This is a genomic window from Anabaena catenula FACHB-362 (genome assembly GCF_014698735.1).
Classification (GTDB): Bacteria; Cyanobacteriota; Cyanobacteriia; order Cyanobacteriales; family Nostocaceae; genus Anabaena; species Anabaena variabilis_A.
On the sequence record NZ_JACJTQ010000013.1, the window covers coordinates 55,300 to 69,980 of the forward strand.

The following is a 14,681-nucleotide window of genomic DNA, read 5'->3' on the forward strand; positions in this document are numbered from 1 at the left end:
TATGAGCAGAAATATTACAGAATCAATCAAAAGAGTCGTAAGAAAAATTAAAGCTCTCATTAATACAGAAGGAAATTATAGCATTTATGGTGATGATACTTCTGAAGATTGGTTAACACATCTAAAAATTGACAATAAAATACGTTTATTTCCTGATTTTTATAGTGCGTGGCTAACTTGTCAAAATTCTCATTATTTGGTATTAGTCAATCGGGGATTTTCATCTCAATTTCCAAGTTTTTTGCAAGAAGAAACTCTTAATTCAGGTGCTTGGGTAGTCATTATTGACGAATTAGACTTATCTATTAAAAAAGATGCTGACATATCAATATTAGAAGAAATTTTGGACAACGAATGGAAAACTGAGAAAACTAGAAATGGAGAAGAATTTAAATCAGTTAATATTGAGGAAGAAATTAATGGATATACGCTAAAAGATTTCTTTCCAAGAATTGCTTTATATAAAATAATTGACAGATTTACTCAAAAAGAAGAATTAAATCAAATTACAGGCATTGCTTTAACCGAAAGCAATAGTTATTGTTTGCTACCATATAGTACAGAAGTGTTGCAAGAGTTTAAAAATACCTTTGAAAATGGGAATAAATATATTCCTTTTGAAAATATTTTAGCGAGTTATGTAGCTTCTGATTTTAAATTTGCTTATTTGGATTTGTACAGGTGCATAGAAGCATTACAGCCACTCTATTTTTTAAAGGCTTTTTATGATCAATTGGCATTGACAGGTAAATCTCTCCAGAATTTTTATAGTGATTTTTATGAAACTACAAAATTAGAACCTAAATTAGAAGATTCCTTAAATAAGCTACTCGGATCAATAAGTATAAATTACCAATATGCCAAAAAACACAATATTAATTCTGGATCTTATTTATATAAGCTTAGAAATCAAATCGTTCATTTGCGTCCAAATCAAAAGAATGATTTATTACCCAAATCAATTGATGATTGGAATCTTTTAATATTTGATATGCTAACAATAGTTCAAGAACTTTATAAAGCCAATCAAGACTTATTAACTTGATATCGCATAAAATTTAAAGAAATCAGAAACTTTTCATCTTCTGAATCAGGATTTACTGGATTTGAGGATAAACAGGATAAAATGTGATTCAACTATTATTTTATCCTGTACATCCTTTAATCCTGCTCATCCTGATTCAGACAATCTTAAAATTACCCCCTACCAAACACAGTCCCCATAGAACGGACTATATTTTGCGGTTGCATAGCATCCATCGCTGCGGTTGGTTCATAACCACAATGAACCATGCAATCAGCACATTTAGGATTACCACTAGCGCGTCCGTACTTACTCCAATCAGTCTCATCCAACAACTGTTTGAAGCTTGTATAGTATCCTTCATTCAAGAGATAGCAAGGTTTTTGCCAACCGAGAACACTATAACTAGGACTACCCCAAGGAGTGCATTCATAGTCTTTCTCACCAATGAGAAAATCTAAAAATAGGGGATTGTGATTAAAATTCCAATTTTTCTTACCAGATGTGTAAGGTGTGAGAATTTCACGGAATAAAGCACGAGTTTGTTCTCTTTGGAGAAAATGATCCTGATCTGGGGCCCATGCGTAACCGTAACCAGGAGAAATCATCATTCCATCAGTACCCAGAGTTTCTAGAAAGTCGAAAAACTCCTGCATTTCTTGAATATCGCAACCTTCAAAAATAGTCGTGTTAGTAGTGACACGAAAACCTTTAGCTTTAGCAGCACGAATAGCTTGGACAGCAACATCAAAAACGCCTTTTCTATCTACACATTTATCATGCCATTCTCGCATTCCATCGAGGTGAACGCTGAAACTCAGATAAGGAGAAGGTTGAAATTTATGGAGACTCTTTTCTAATAACAAACCATTGGTACACAAGTAAACATATTTCTTGCGTTCAACTAAACCTTTAACAATTTCATCAATTTGCGGATGTAATAAGGGTTCTCCTCCAGGAATAGAAACCACAGGTGCGCCGCATTCTTCCACAGCAGCAAAACACTGTTCTGGGGTAAGGTTTTGTTTGAGTACTTCTGTGGGATGTTGGATTTTTCCACAACCGGTACAAGCTAAGTTGCATCGAAAAAGCGGTTCTAACATTAATACCAGAGGGAAGCGTTTACGCCCTAATAGACGCTGCGTAACTAAATACTTCCCAATATCAATTGCTTGCTGTAGATTAATCGCCATTTAACTATTCTCCTCTGTTGATAACACCACTTAAGTTGGTGATTGGTAATTGGTGATTGGTAATTGGTAATTGGGAAGAATAAACTCTTGTCTTCTTACTGTCACCTGTCACCTATTCACATAACCATTAGACACAAACCAATCAACAGCGTCCTTGAGTGCTACATTCAGAGGGGACTGAGGTAGACTAAGTTCGCGGACGGCCTTGGAAGCATCATAATACATTGGTTGCTGTGCCATGCGGACTCCATCTATGGGGACGGAGGGGGTTTTTCCTAAAGGTGCGAGTATTTTTTCTTCTACCCATGCCACAGTTAAAGGTAACAAAGCCGGAACGGATATTTGCGGTGCTTTCAATCCTGTGATGTCGGAGAGTATTTCTAGCAGTTGCTTGAGACTGAGGTTTTGATGACCTAAAATATAGCGATCGCCTGATTTCCCTTTTTCTAAAGCCAGCAAATGTCCTCTAGCAACGTCTCTCACGTCAATAAAGTTCAAACCCGTATCTACATAAGCCGGCATTTGTCGTCGCAAAAACCGCAGGATAATATCACCTGTGGGTGTGGGTTTAATATCCATAGTTCCAATGGGACTGCTAGGATTAACTACCACAATATCCTGTCCTTGTTTCGCAGCTGCGATCGCTACTTGTTCAGCTAGGAATTTAGACTTTTTGTAGTCTCCCACCAACTTCTCTACAGGACTCTGATGGGTTTCATCAACAACTTGACCAGATTTTCCCACTCCAATAGCCGCTACAGAACTGGTGTAAACAGTGCGTTCAATTCCAGCTTTTTGGGCTGCTGCTAAGAGATTGCGCGTTCCTTCCACATTATGACGATAGAGTAATTCTCGGTCTTTTTGCCAAAGAGAATAATGAGCAGCGACATGAAACAGGTAGTTACAACCCTCCATCTGTTTCCAGATATGCGGATCATTTAAATCACTTTTAACAATATCTATCTCTAAACCCCGTAAATTCCCCAAATTACTACTCGAACGCACCAAAGCTGTAACGTTGTATCCTGACTCCAACAGCGATCGCACTACATGAGAACCTACAAAACCAGTACCACCAGTCACAAAAGCCCGCATTCAATGACCTCTCACTCCTCAAGATTTCATTATTATTTCAGATCCCCGACCTTCAAGAAGTCAGGGATCTTTGCGTTGAATTACTATAGCTGTAGCCAGGATAATTAGGACATTATTAATCCTTGAAACTTAGATATAATAAGGCTTTCCCTCCTGCCTCCTGCCCTCTGCCTCCTGCCTCCTGCTATATAATGTATAACTAATTTGGTAAAAAATCGGAATTGAGAGTTTCTTCTAAAGTGTAAGGACATAGATCGGGAAATACCTGTTCACCTAATTTAGTTTCTCTAATTGCTAAAGCTAAACCTAGTTCATAAGCAGTCAGAAAAAGTTCTTCTAAATAAGGTTTTAAGCTAGGACTATCTTCTAAAAGTAATTTGATTTGAATCCGTTGTTCTTTAATTGTACTTAACCAGCTATTAGTACGTTTCTCTGCTTGAAATTGCCACTTTAATAAATGTCCTAATAACACCGCTAATCTATTTCTGATTTCTTGTCTTTCTTTTCTTCCCAAGGTTTCCAATTCTTCAATCAGGTTAACGGTGTCTAATATATCCCATTGTTGTGTTTTTAGTAAATTAACTTGTGCTTGTGTCCAAGCATGGAAGTCTTTTGTGTACATTTCCAAGGTGTTCATTTTTTAAGTTTCATCAGTTTTAGGACTTACGCAAGATGTGACTGAAAACCTTATTCCTGTGTAGCGGTAATTCATGAATTACCGCTACTTTGGTTCTGTTTTGCGTAAGTCCTAAGTTTATTTATTCCTAATTCAATTTTAACTCATGTCAGAATCAGGATTTTCAGGTTCTATGAACCACCTGAGCATCATTCTATCTAATAAGTATATTTTATATACTTATTCATTTTTAATAAGTTTTTTCAAAAAAAAATGTTTTTTTTAGGGGTTGCAGTCGGGGTCAACGTGGTAGGATAGTTATATTAATATAATAGAGTGTAAGCAAAATTTTTATTAATGCACACATTCCCATTATCAAAATATCAAGTCTAGGCAAAAAAGTCAACGGGGTTAGACCCCAAAAAACGAAATTTTTTTTGAAATTTTGAAATTTTTTTGAAACTTGAAAACGTCGGAATCAGGATTCAGACGAAAAAATCATAACACAAACATCCTGTAAATCCTCAAATCCTGGACATCCTGATATGGCTTGCGCCAAGCTACGCTATCAGACAATTGAATTTGGTGCGTCAATTTTTACAATTAGTGAATTGTAAAATTAACTTTTTGACGCACCCTAAAAGCTGTTATTGAGTCATCTTCTTCCTGGGAAACCAATCATCTAAGATGGCGTAGACTACAGGTACAACAATCAAACTGAGGATAGTAGAAGTCACCAAACCGCCAGCAATAGCCACAGCCATAGGCGATCGCAATTCTGAACCCGCACCAAAACCCAAAGCTATCGGTAACATCCCTAAAAGAGTAGAGACAGTAGTCATCATAATTGGTCGAAGTCTAACTGGCCCAGCTTTGAGAATTGCTTCCGTGCGTTCTAAACCTGCTTGGCGTAATTGATTAATGTAATCTACCAAAACAATAGCGTTTTTATTTGCCAGTCCCAGCAAGAACACAAAACCAATCAGCGAAATCATGCCAAAATCACTCTTAGTCAAGAGCAATGCTAACATCGCTCCCACCACAGCTAAAGGCAAAGAAACGCCAATCACCAAAGGATCTACCCAGCTTTTGAACAGTAGAATCAACACAACGATGATACACAACGCCGATAAAATCAACGTTGAAATAAAACTACCAAAAACTTCATTTTGTCGGGCAGAATCTCCACCTAAACCTAAGGTGATATCAGCAGGTAAAACTCCTTTAGCTTCCGCAACTATTTTGTCTGTAGCATCACCCAAAGTTAAACCCTGACCCAAGTTAGCACTGATGTATGCTACCCGTTGCTGGTTCAGTCGTTCAATTTGAAAAACCTGACTCTCGTTATTTGTGTCCCCTGTAACAGTGACATCAGCAAATCCTGGGATTTTAGTAATGCGATCTTTAATAGACTTAGCCGCTTGATTCAAAGCTTTGAGGTCATTACCGCGAAGTGCTACCTGTAAAGGTTTTTCTCCACCAGTATCCACAAATTGAATATCTTCCACACTGGTAGTCACACCAGGAAGTTTAGGCAAAGTTTGGCGTAACTGGTCTTGTATTTCTGCCGTTTTAATCGTGCGGTCTTTTTTCAATTTGACATAGAGAGTTCCCTTATTTGGCTCACCCCCACGAGAACCGACAGTAGTAAAAACAGTTTCCACATCTGGGAATTTTCTCACCTCTGCTTCTAGTTTTTTCGCCACCTCTAAAGAGTCATTCAGAGGGTTAGGAATAGGAATTGAGGATTGGGGGACTGGGAAGTTATTTCCCCCCTGCTCCCTGCTCCCTGCTCCCTGCTCCCTGCTGTCCTGCTCCCTGCTCCCTGCTCCCTGCCTCCTATCTCCTAATTGCTGCAACGCTGCCAAATCCGGCATTTTCGGCAGAGGTGCAGTGTAAGTAATATTGAATTCACCGCGATCTAATTTGGGGATAAATCCTTTGGGAATAAAGGGAATTATGGCAATTCCGGCAATAAAACTGAGTACAGCTAAGGCAATAACTATTTTGCGATGGTTTAAAGACCAAGAGAGTAAATTTCGATAAGCGTCGGTAAAATAAACTCCAATTTTATTTTCTTTGCGTTGGGAAGTTTTTGCAGCTGGTTTGAGCCAGTAAATAGATAAAACTGGTGATAAAGTCCGAGCTACCAATGTAGAAGCAATATAGGAGGCGGAAACTGTAATTCCGAATGGCTCAAAAAACTGCCCAACTACTCCACCCATCAAACCAATAGGTAAGAATACGGCTACGGCTGTGGCAGTTGTGGCGACGACTGTTAAGCCAATTTCATCGGTAGCTAAGTGTGCAGCTTCGCGGGGACTTTGCCCTTCTTCGATGTGCCGCAAGATGTTTTCTACATCAATGATGGCATCATCAATGACGCTGCCAATAACTAAAGCCAAAGCTAACAACGTAATTGTTTCTAGGTTGAAGCCGAAAATCGCCATGACGATAAACGTCGCTAACAAAGATGTGGGAATTGCCAAAGCAGAAATCAAAGTGGCTCGCCAATTCCATAAAAATGGGAAAATTACTACAACTGCCAAGATGATAGCTTCTATCAACGCATCTATGGTTGATTTGGTAGCTTGGCGGATATATTCTGCTTGGGTAGCTGCTAGGGTAAGTTTGACATCTTTTAAAGTAGAACGCAGGTTTTGTACTTCCTGTTCGACTCGACTCACTACTTCTAAAGTGTTAGCATCGCCACGCTTGATGACTTGAAATGCTAGTACATCTTGACCATTAAATCTGATTAAATTTGCTCCCCCTGTTAAAGCCGCAGTTGCATTGGTGGCATTGAGAGGAGGAGATTTTGGAGGAGCGCCCAAAAGTGAGACTTTGAGAACTCCTGGCAATTTAGCGATCGCTGGTAAAATTTTCTCATTGGCCAATTTCTGCAACTCACCTAAATTTCCTGACTGACTCTCAATGGCATAGCTAATCACTGATGACTCATTCAGATTTAAAGGGATAATCTTATAATTAGCTCCTTCAGGTAGTTTTAACTCCTTCAGTGCGCTCTTCGTTTTGTTAGTAGAAGTTTCTAAATCTGTACCAACTGCAAACAACAGGCTTACAGCACTTTGCCCCGGATAAGTTGAGGAACGGATATTATCAATTCCTTCCAGAGACTTGAGGCTTTCTTCCAGTGGTTTAGTTAACTTGGTTTCTGTATCTAAAGCAGAAGTTAAGGGTGCTTGGGCATTTACCACCACCACCGGAAAGGTAATATCTGGAAACAAAGCGTACTTTAGAGAACCAAAAGCGAGAATACCCGCTACTGTCACCGCTATCCAAAAACATACCGTCAACCACGAAAATTTAATTGCCCATCTGGAGATATTAAAAACTTCGCGTGCGGATTTTGAGTTATTAGTCTGTACCATCTTGGAAAATCAATCATTCTACCGCTGACACAATCATTTAGTCATGCTACATTAATGACCCACATTTTGGTCAGTTTTCCAAATGGCTACATCCTAGTGTTCTGGATGGTGGAAGATGAGCGATACCTACGCTATCGCGCGGATTGCAGTGCCGATGTCTAATTTAAAAAACATTACCTTGTAAAGCCAACTGTAAAGGTTTCTGACCCCCCATATCTACAAATGGAATATCTTCTACACTTAGAGTAACCCCAGGCAGATTAGGCAAATTAGAGCGAAGTTGGTCTTGCAGTGCCGACGTTACAATTATTCGTTCTTTTTTCAGCTTCACATACAACGTACGTATCGGCTCACCTTCACGAGAAGCCACAGCAGTAAACACAGTTTCTACTGTAGACACTTTCTCACCATGGCTTCCAGTTTCTTAGCGACATCCCGCGAATCATTTAACGGATTGGGAATAGGAATTGAAGATGATGAAGCAGCTAAAGCAGCTAAAGCAGCAGCAAAAGAGGAATTACTTTGGCCTTTTATGTTCGTTTCTCCTTGTCCCGGTAGCCTTCCTGGTTCTGGTAGTTGTCCTGGTTCTGCTTGCGCCAATAGTCGGGGAGCAGGAACACTAGCTAAGGTCATGCTACAATAATTGCCCGAAGTTTAAAACTTTTTAATGTGATTAGTGCTTATGCACACAATTTTAGTCCCACAGGGTGCAGAATACAAAGCTGTATGTCGTGGTTTAAGTCGCGTCACCAGTTCCCAACCAAAAGTCTTAGCAATTCCCGTGGGTATGCAGCCACTGCGACAATACTTAAAAAATATTCCCCATCATCAAGAAAATCGAGTGCTGATGATGGGTTTGTGTGGCAGTTTAAATCAGCGTTACACCGTTGGAGATATTGTTTTATATCAAAAGTGCCTTTTTCAAGAAAATCTGCAAGAGTGCGATCGCTCCTTCACCGCAGATATACATACCAAAATTGGGGATCATGTGTCTTTTGTTAAAGGCTTAACGAGCGATCGCGTGATTTGGTCAGCGGCAGAAAAGCGTGATTTGGGTAAAATATCAGGGGCTGATGTCGTAGATATGGAAGGATTTACAGCCTTGGAATTTTTCCAGCAAATTGGGGTATCTGTGGCCATACTGCGAGTAGTTAGCGATGATGCTGCTCACGATATACCTAATCTGACATCAGCTATTAGTCCTGACGGTTCATTGCAAGTTTTACCTCTAGCTTGGCAGCTACTGCGTCAACCTATAGCCGCTACTCGACTCATTCGTGGATCTTTGAGAGGACTCAAAGTTTTAACGGAAATAACTCAATTACTGTTTGCTGATTCATCTACAAATTTATAGTTAGGCACTTCCCACTGGAAGAATACGGATTAAATGAACCGCGTTCGCGGAGCGTCCCGTAGGGATAGACGCGAAGAACGCGAAGAAAGAAGGAAGAAGGAAGAAGGAAGAAGATAAGTAGGGCTTGCTGAATAAACCAAAAACCTTTATATATTAACACTTTCAGGGTTGAAAAGGATGAATCAGGTGCAAGGAATAGGCGTTGAAACCATTCATTTACCTATCACTTTTACAGATTCGAGACTATTCTTACCTCCTTCTTATTCTTCCTCCTGACTCCTGAACCGAAGGTCTGCGAAGCGTCTCCTGACTCCTGACTCCTAGCCCTCACGAAAAGACTTTTATGCCTACGGCACGCTACGCGAACAGCAAGCCCTAGTTACGGATAAACTCTGCCTTTCCAAGCACCACCACGCCCTTGCCAGTGACGGATGGCGGAATCTACGGTCATTAAGGTATAGAAAAGGGCAATTATTGGTAAGCTGAAGGCGAACCAAGGGATACATTTATAAAAGCGGATAATCGGGAAATAAGCAAAAGTCATCAATAAATATACTGTTAAGGCTGTGAGGGTAATAGCCCAATTCCCCAATATTAAACCAAGGATAATTCCTAGAGGTGGCAATAAATAAACTAAAATCATTCCCAACACACTGCCAATGAGCAGAAAGGGAGAATAATTGAGTTGAGTATAGGCACTACGGGCTACCATATCCCAAATCGTTTTCAGGGAATCATAAGGGCGTAAGCTGTGAGTTACGGTACTCAATCCTAGCCAAATGCGCCCTTGACTAGATTTGACGGCTTGTGCTAAAGAACAATCATCAATTAAGGCTTGGCGAATTATTTGCAAACCACCAATTCTGTTTAAAGCTTCGGGGCGAATTAAGATACATCCTCCCGCAGCGGCGGCGGTGGCTTTTTTGGGGTTATTTACCCAGCGAAATGGGTAGAGTTTTTGGAAGAAGAAGACGAAAGCAGGAATTAACAATTGTTCCCAAAAGCTTTGACAACGCAGTCGCACCATGACAGATACCAAGTCTAAGTTGTCTTCTTCGGCTTTGGTAATTAATCGCCGCAGGTTGCTGGGATCATGTTCTATATCTGCATCAGTAAGTAAAAAATAGTCGGGTAATTGTAGGGATGTTTCCTGAAAGGTCTTTATAGCTGCTTGTACACCTTGTTCCATAGCCCAGAGTTTACCAGTCCAACCAGGAGGTAAATCTTGACTAGAGACAATATGCAATTGCTGGGGTTTGTTGACGGCATAGGCTACTCCTTGGGCAAAGTTGGCTGTACCATCTGTACTCTGATCATCTACCAAAAATATCTGGAAATTACCAGCATAGTCTTGGAGGAGGAGCGATCGCAAACTAATCGGGATGACATCAGCTTCATTCCGCGCTGGAATTACCACACACACCGTCGGTAAGTATTTTTGTGTAACCTCTTTTCTTGTCTCTAACTGTTGATCTACTCGCCAAAACTGCCCCCAAAACATCAGTAAAAATAACCAAATTGCCAAGGATAAAAGCATCAACCCCAATACAATTGCCGCCATGACCTATTGCAAATTCTCAGTGACTCAGACAGAATACTACAGGAACAGGGAATAGGGAACAGGGAATAAATAGGCAGGGCAGGGGGCAGGGTGCAGGGAGAAAGAGGGTTTTACTCTACTTAATTGCTGATCAAACAAACTCTCCGCGTAAGAGCGTCCCACTGTCTCCGCGTCTTCCCCTACCCGCGTCTCCATCACCCCATCACCCCATATCCGCGTCAGCCCAACCGGATACGATATTATTAAGTATTGGTGCTGAGGCGAGTATTTGATGTATACACAAGACAGGGTGAAAGTCAAGCAAGTTACTGAAGCGATAGCGAAGCTGACCGAAGGTATCGCAGCGAGTCAAAAACATCTGCTTTCAATTCAGAATCCAGATGGTTACTGGTGGGCGGAGTTAGAATCTAATGTTACCATCACGTCTGAAGCCGTTCTGCTGCATAAGATTTGGGGAACAGACAAAACCAGACCTTTACACAAAGTTGAAGCATATCTGCGATCGCAACAACGAGAACATGGCGGTTGGGAACTGTTTTATGGTGATGGAGGGGAACTGAGTACAACCGTAGAAGCTTATATGGCGTTGAGGTTGTTAGGTGTACCCGCAAATGATCCCGCAATGGTGAAAGCGAAATCTCTGATTCTAGAAAAAGGCGGAATCAGCAAAACTCGCATTTTTACCAAGTTACATCTGGCATTAATTGGCTGTTACAATTGGCGCGGACTTCCTTCTTTACCATCTTGGGTAATGCTGTTACCCAATAATTTCCCATTTAATATTTATGAACTTTCTAGTTGGGCGCGTTCTAGTACAGTACCATTATTAATTGTCTTTGATCGTAAACCCATCTTTCAAATTGACAACCCGATCAATTTAGATGAATTATATTCCGAAGGTGTGAATAATGTCAAATGGGAATTACCAAAAAATGGTGATTGGTCGGATATATTTAACATCCTCGATGATGGTTTTAAATTAGCAGAAAGCTTAAATTTTGTACCTTTTAGAGAAGAAGGAATTAAAGCCGCAGAAAAATGGATTTTAGAACGTCAAGAAGCTACAGGAGATTGGGGGGGAATTATTCCCGCCATGTTGAATTCCTTATTAGCTTTAAAGTGTTTAAATTACGACGCTAACGACCCGATTGTATATCGGGGTTTAAAAGCAGTTGATAATTTTGTCATAGAAACAGAAAATAATTACTGCGTACAGCCTTGTGTTTCACCTGTATGGGATACAGCTTGGGCGATTCGCGCCTTAATTGATTCTGGAGTTTCACCAGATAATTCTGCGGTGGTGAAAGCTGGAGAATGGTTAATAGAAAAACAAATTTTAGATTATGGTGATTGGTCTGTTAAAAATCACCAAGGAAAACCCGGCGCGTGGGCGTTTGAATTTGACAATCGCTTCTATCCCGATGTTGATGATTCGGCTGTGGTTGTCATGGCTTTACATCAAACAAAATTGCCAAATGAAGAACTAAAAAAACAAGCTATTAATCGGGCTTTAAATTGGATAGCATCGATGCAATGTCAACCAGGAGGTTGGGCAGCTTTTGATGTAGATAATAATCAAGATTGGCTTAATTCTGTACCTTATGGTGATTTGAAAGCCATGATTGATCCCAATACAGCAGATGTCACTGCTAGAGTATTAGAAATGTTGGGGGCTTGTAATTTATCAATTAAACCAGAGAATTTAGAAAAGTCGCTAACTTATCTATTAGATGAACAAGAATCAGAAGGTTGTTGGTTTGGACGTTGGGGAGTAAATTACATTTATGGAACTAGTGGCGTTTTATCAGCTTTAGCTTTGATAAATCCTCAAAAATATGAAGTAAATATAGAAAGAGGTGCAGCTTGGTTAGTCAAAGTTCAAAATAATGATGGTGGTTGGGGGGAAACTTGTTTTAGTTACAACGATTCCCACCTTAAAGGAAAAGGAGACAGCACAGCTTCCCAAACGGCTTGGGCGTTAATTGGTTTAATAGCCGCAGGTGAAGCAACGGGTAAATTAGCTACTGATAGCCTTGAAAAAGGAATCAACTATCTATTAACAACTCAAAAATCTGATGGTACTTGGGATGAATCATACTTTACAGGAACGGGTTTTCCTTGTCATTTTTATTTGAAGTATCACCTCTATCAACAGTATTTTCCTTTAATTGCGTTGGGGCGATATCAAGCAATTATAGGTTAACTATTAAGAAATAGAGTTAACAGGTGACAGAAAGGAGGAAAACTGTAGAGATTTTTCATGTAGCGGAAGCTTCCCGCAGGGTAACGTCTTTACATTTTCCCCCTTCTCATTGATTCATAAAACTGCTTTTGATAAATACAAAATCCTATTAATCTTCAAATTCTGTTAAACCTGATATGGCTACGCCAAGCTACGCTATCAGACAATTAATCCTACAATCAACCTATAATTACTTGATGCCATATCATCAATATAAGATAAGCAATGTAGGTTGGCTTAGAGGATGTTTTAAAAGTTTTTAATGTATAGCCGTGGACAGGGTGGTTAGGACATCAATTGATAATGAAACTCCCACTACAAGAGGGTTCTACTCCTGACTCCGGTCACTGAGCGTAGTCGTTCGCGAAGCGTCTCGTTCACGTAGTGTCTCCGACAGGAGAAGAGAAGTGCTGACTCCTGACTCCTGACTCCTGCTATATAAATAAACCCCTCTCCAAACCTCTCCCCGACGCGGGGAGAGGCTTTGAAACCCCCATTCCAGCTAACAAAAGTTGTTCCGCTTCCCTCCCCTTGTAGGGCAGGAGGGTCAGGGAGGGGTAGGGCTGGGGGGTTAGGTTCTTGGAAATTATTGGTTTCATCTAATACTTTTCAAACAACCTCTTAAGCGACAGCGCAACCCAACAAAATTTTTGATAATCAGGTTTAATAATGTTGGGTTTCTTTGCGTCAACCCAACGGAACTGAATTTGGGATAAAACTAGTTAATAATCCATTCATACTACCTAAAAAATTGTTCACGTCAAAAAAGTTTGATAAGCTGCTGTTCACAACATCGGGAATTATGTTAGGGTTGCCAGTAGCAGAGTTTATACCGCTATCAGAATCAGCACCACCCACTATAATTTCTTGTTGTTCAACAGGTAAATTGGTGAATAATAGATTAGACATTGTAGAAGTATCCTTACTTTTATTAGAACTGCTAAAGCCGCGTTTAATTTAAATAGTAGAAAAACTAATAACAGTAAGTCAATACGATATGCAACTAGAAGCAACACAGTTTTATATAATCATACATACTCTCAAAACTTAGCTATTATTTAGACAGGGATTTTCATCGAGCGAGATATAGTTTAAGTCTTGATAAGCTCAGACAGAGGAGTGTATTTTTAAAGTAATACCAATTAAATAACAAATACGGTAGAGCCTTAAATATAAAATCTCTCTCCTAGTAGGGAATTGGTTGGGAATTAGCTCTATCTAAAGTTTAATTACGCCATACTACTTCAAATCATTCGTAATTAATGGTTGTGACGGAGATTTAAACCCCCGATAATTCGTTAAAATACAACCTCCAGCAGCAGTGAGAATCTCATAATTTGTAATTAAACTTACATTGTAAAACTTTCTCTTCCAAAGAATTAACACTTTTTAAGGTCTCCATTTTTATTTTTATTAGTAAGTAGTAGTTTATAAAAACACTATAAAAAGATAGATTTGTAATTTACAAACTAGCATATTTAAACCAGTCCCAAGACAGATGAAGCTAAATATAAATAAACGTAAACTAGTCAATAAGAAGCAAAGGGCGTAAGGATTTAAGGGTGCAGCTGCCCCAATCATCACAACCGCAACCACAGAGTAACAAGCATAGTGTTTACTCTGTGTTTATCTCTTAGTTAATTTTGCTTTTAATTCAGTTAGTAATTGCTAAGTGGGTAAGAAGATTATTTAAATCCTTTGTTTCTTCGTCAAAATTCACCTTTTCCCTAACGAGCAACTTACGTTATTTACATGATTAGTTTTTATCAACGGAGGTGAAAAATGGAATACACAGAGTTTATTACTCATGTACAAAGTCTAACCCAATCTAATTCTCGTGAAGAGGCTGAACGTGCTACTCAAGCTACATTAGCAACCATTAAGGAACTTATTCCTAATGATGAAATACAAGAATTAGCTGCACAACTACCAGAAGCATTAGGTCAATATTTACGTGAGCGCGAGATAGAAGCTAATCAATCATTTCATTTGCAAGAATTTATTGAGCGTGCAAGTCAAAAAGAAAATATAGACCCCACTACCAGCGCTATTCATGTACGTGCGGTTTTTGCGGTGCTACAAAATGCTATTACACCAGAAAAGTTTCTGAAATTTCATAGTTTTTTCTCACATGATTACGAAGAATTATTTGCTATTTAACTACCTAGATAGCAATAAATTTCATCAAATATCATCACATCTTT

General features: G+C 39.5%; 11 protein-coding genes and 1 pseudogene. 5 read left to right on the plus strand and 7 right to left on the minus strand.

Features of this window, described 5'->3' with window-relative positions:
* Window position 1 precedes the first annotated feature (1 nt).
* A complete protein-coding gene (locus H6G68_RS10705; protein ID WP_190906637.1) occupies window positions 2-1,045 on the plus strand; it encodes a hypothetical protein in 1,044 nt (347 codons plus the stop codon).
* A gap of 152 nt (window positions 1,046-1,197) precedes the next feature.
* On the opposite strand, the gene hpnH is transcribed toward H6G68_RS10705, so the two are convergent.
* The 5 genes and pseudogenes from hpnH to H6G68_RS10730 form a co-directional block, all read right to left on the minus strand.
* Window positions 1,198-2,217: an adenosyl-hopene transferase HpnH gene (gene hpnH / locus H6G68_RS10710; protein ID WP_190906638.1), complete on the minus strand. Its 1,020-nt coding sequence runs from the start codon at window positions 2,215-2,217 to the stop codon at window positions 1,198-1,200.
* Between the two features lie 108 nt (window positions 2,218-2,325).
* Window positions 2,326-3,312, minus strand: a complete 987-nt coding sequence (gene hpnA, locus H6G68_RS10715; protein WP_190906639.1) for a hopanoid-associated sugar epimerase — start codon at window positions 3,310-3,312, stop codon at window positions 2,326-2,328.
* A gap of 199 nt (window positions 3,313-3,511) precedes the next feature.
* A complete protein-coding gene (locus tag H6G68_RS10720; protein ID WP_190906640.1) occupies window positions 3,512-3,949 on the minus strand; it encodes a DUF29 domain-containing protein in 438 nt (145 codons plus the stop codon).
* 626 nt (window positions 3,950-4,575) lie between these two features.
* Window positions 4,576-7,320: an efflux RND transporter permease subunit gene (locus H6G68_RS10725; protein WP_190906641.1), complete on the minus strand. Its 2,745-nt coding sequence runs from the start codon at window positions 7,318-7,320 to the stop codon at window positions 4,576-4,578.
* Between the two features lie 172 nt (window positions 7,321-7,492).
* Window positions 7,493-7,794, minus strand: a pseudogene (locus tag H6G68_RS10730) (efflux RND transporter permease subunit); the annotation flags it as partial.
* Here H6G68_RS10730 and H6G68_RS10735 point away from each other — a divergent pair.
* Together H6G68_RS10735 and H6G68_RS10740 are read left to right on the plus strand one after the other, a co-directional pair.
* Window positions 7,730-7,963, plus strand: a complete 234-nt coding sequence (locus H6G68_RS10735) for a hypothetical protein (protein ID WP_190906698.1) — start codon at window positions 7,730-7,732, stop codon at window positions 7,961-7,963. The pseudogene H6G68_RS10730 and the gene H6G68_RS10735 sit on opposite strands and share 65 nt — an antisense overlap.
* Before the next feature lie 39 nt (window positions 7,964-8,002).
* Window positions 8,003-8,674 carry a 5'-methylthioadenosine/S-adenosylhomocysteine nucleosidase family protein gene (locus H6G68_RS10740; protein WP_190906642.1) on the plus strand — a complete coding sequence of 224 codons (672 nt, stop codon included), beginning with the start codon at window positions 8,003-8,005 and terminating at the stop codon, window positions 8,672-8,674.
* Window positions 8,675-9,053: 379 nt separating this feature from the next.
* On the opposite strand, the gene H6G68_RS10745 is transcribed toward H6G68_RS10740, so the two are convergent.
* Complete coding sequence (locus H6G68_RS10745) at window positions 9,054-10,235, minus strand: glycosyltransferase (RefSeq protein WP_190906643.1); 1,182 nt, start codon at window positions 10,233-10,235, stop codon at window positions 9,054-9,056.
* A 271-nt stretch (window positions 10,236-10,506) separates the two neighbouring features.
* On the opposite strand from H6G68_RS10745, the gene shc reads away from it, so the two are divergent.
* Window positions 10,507-12,438 (plus strand): squalene--hopene cyclase, encoded by a 1,932-nt coding sequence (gene shc / locus H6G68_RS10750; protein ID WP_190906644.1) that lies wholly within the window; start codon window positions 10,507-10,509, stop codon window positions 12,436-12,438.
* A 726-nt stretch (window positions 12,439-13,164) separates the two neighbouring features.
* Here the strand turns inward: shc and H6G68_RS10755 are convergent.
* A complete protein-coding gene (locus H6G68_RS10755) occupies window positions 13,165-13,386 on the minus strand; it encodes a hypothetical protein (protein WP_190906645.1) in 222 nt (73 codons plus the stop codon).
* A gap of 873 nt (window positions 13,387-14,259) precedes the next feature.
* Between H6G68_RS10755 and H6G68_RS10760 the strand changes: the two genes are divergently transcribed.
* Window positions 14,260-14,637: a DUF2267 domain-containing protein gene (locus tag H6G68_RS10760; protein WP_127055857.1), complete on the plus strand. Its 378-nt coding sequence runs from the start codon at window positions 14,260-14,262 to the stop codon at window positions 14,635-14,637.
* Window positions 14,638-14,681: the final 44 nt, after the last annotated feature.

What these genes read in the sequence shown, in the direction of transcription:
- hpnA (WP_190906639.1), bottom strand. Translation starts at nt 3,312, where the DNA reads ATGCGGGCTTTTGTGACTGGTGGTACTGGTTTTGTAGGTTCTCATGTA.
- H6G68_RS10755 (WP_190906645.1), bottom strand. Translation starts at nt 13,386, where the DNA reads ATGTCTAATCTATTATTCACCAATTTACCTGTTGAACAACAAGAAATT.
- shc (WP_190906644.1), top strand. Translation starts at nt 10,507, where the DNA reads ATGTATACACAAGACAGGGTGAAAGTCAAGCAAGTTACTGAAGCGATA.
- H6G68_RS10740 (WP_190906642.1), top strand. Translation starts at nt 8,003, where the DNA reads ATGCACACAATTTTAGTCCCACAGGGTGCAGAATACAAAGCTGTATGT.
- H6G68_RS10720 (WP_190906640.1), bottom strand. Translation starts at nt 3,949, where the DNA reads ATGAACACCTTGGAAATGTACACAAAAGACTTCCATGCTTGGACACAA.
- H6G68_RS10745 (WP_190906643.1), bottom strand. Translation starts at nt 10,235, where the DNA reads ATGGCGGCAATTGTATTGGGGTTGATGCTTTTATCCTTGGCAATTTGG.
- H6G68_RS10760 (WP_127055857.1), top strand. Translation starts at nt 14,260, where the DNA reads ATGGAATACACAGAGTTTATTACTCATGTACAAAGTCTAACCCAATCT.
- H6G68_RS10735 (WP_190906698.1), top strand. Translation starts at nt 7,730, where the DNA reads ATGGCTTCCAGTTTCTTAGCGACATCCCGCGAATCATTTAACGGATTG.
- H6G68_RS10705 (WP_190906637.1), top strand. Translation starts at nt 2, where the DNA reads ATGAGCAGAAATATTACAGAATCAATCAAAAGAGTCGTAAGAAAAATT.
- H6G68_RS10725 (WP_190906641.1), bottom strand. Translation starts at nt 7,320, where the DNA reads ATGGTACAGACTAATAACTCAAAATCCGCACGCGAAGTTTTTAATATC.
- hpnH (WP_190906638.1), bottom strand. Translation starts at nt 2,217, where the DNA reads ATGGCGATTAATCTACAGCAAGCAATTGATATTGGGAAGTATTTAGTT.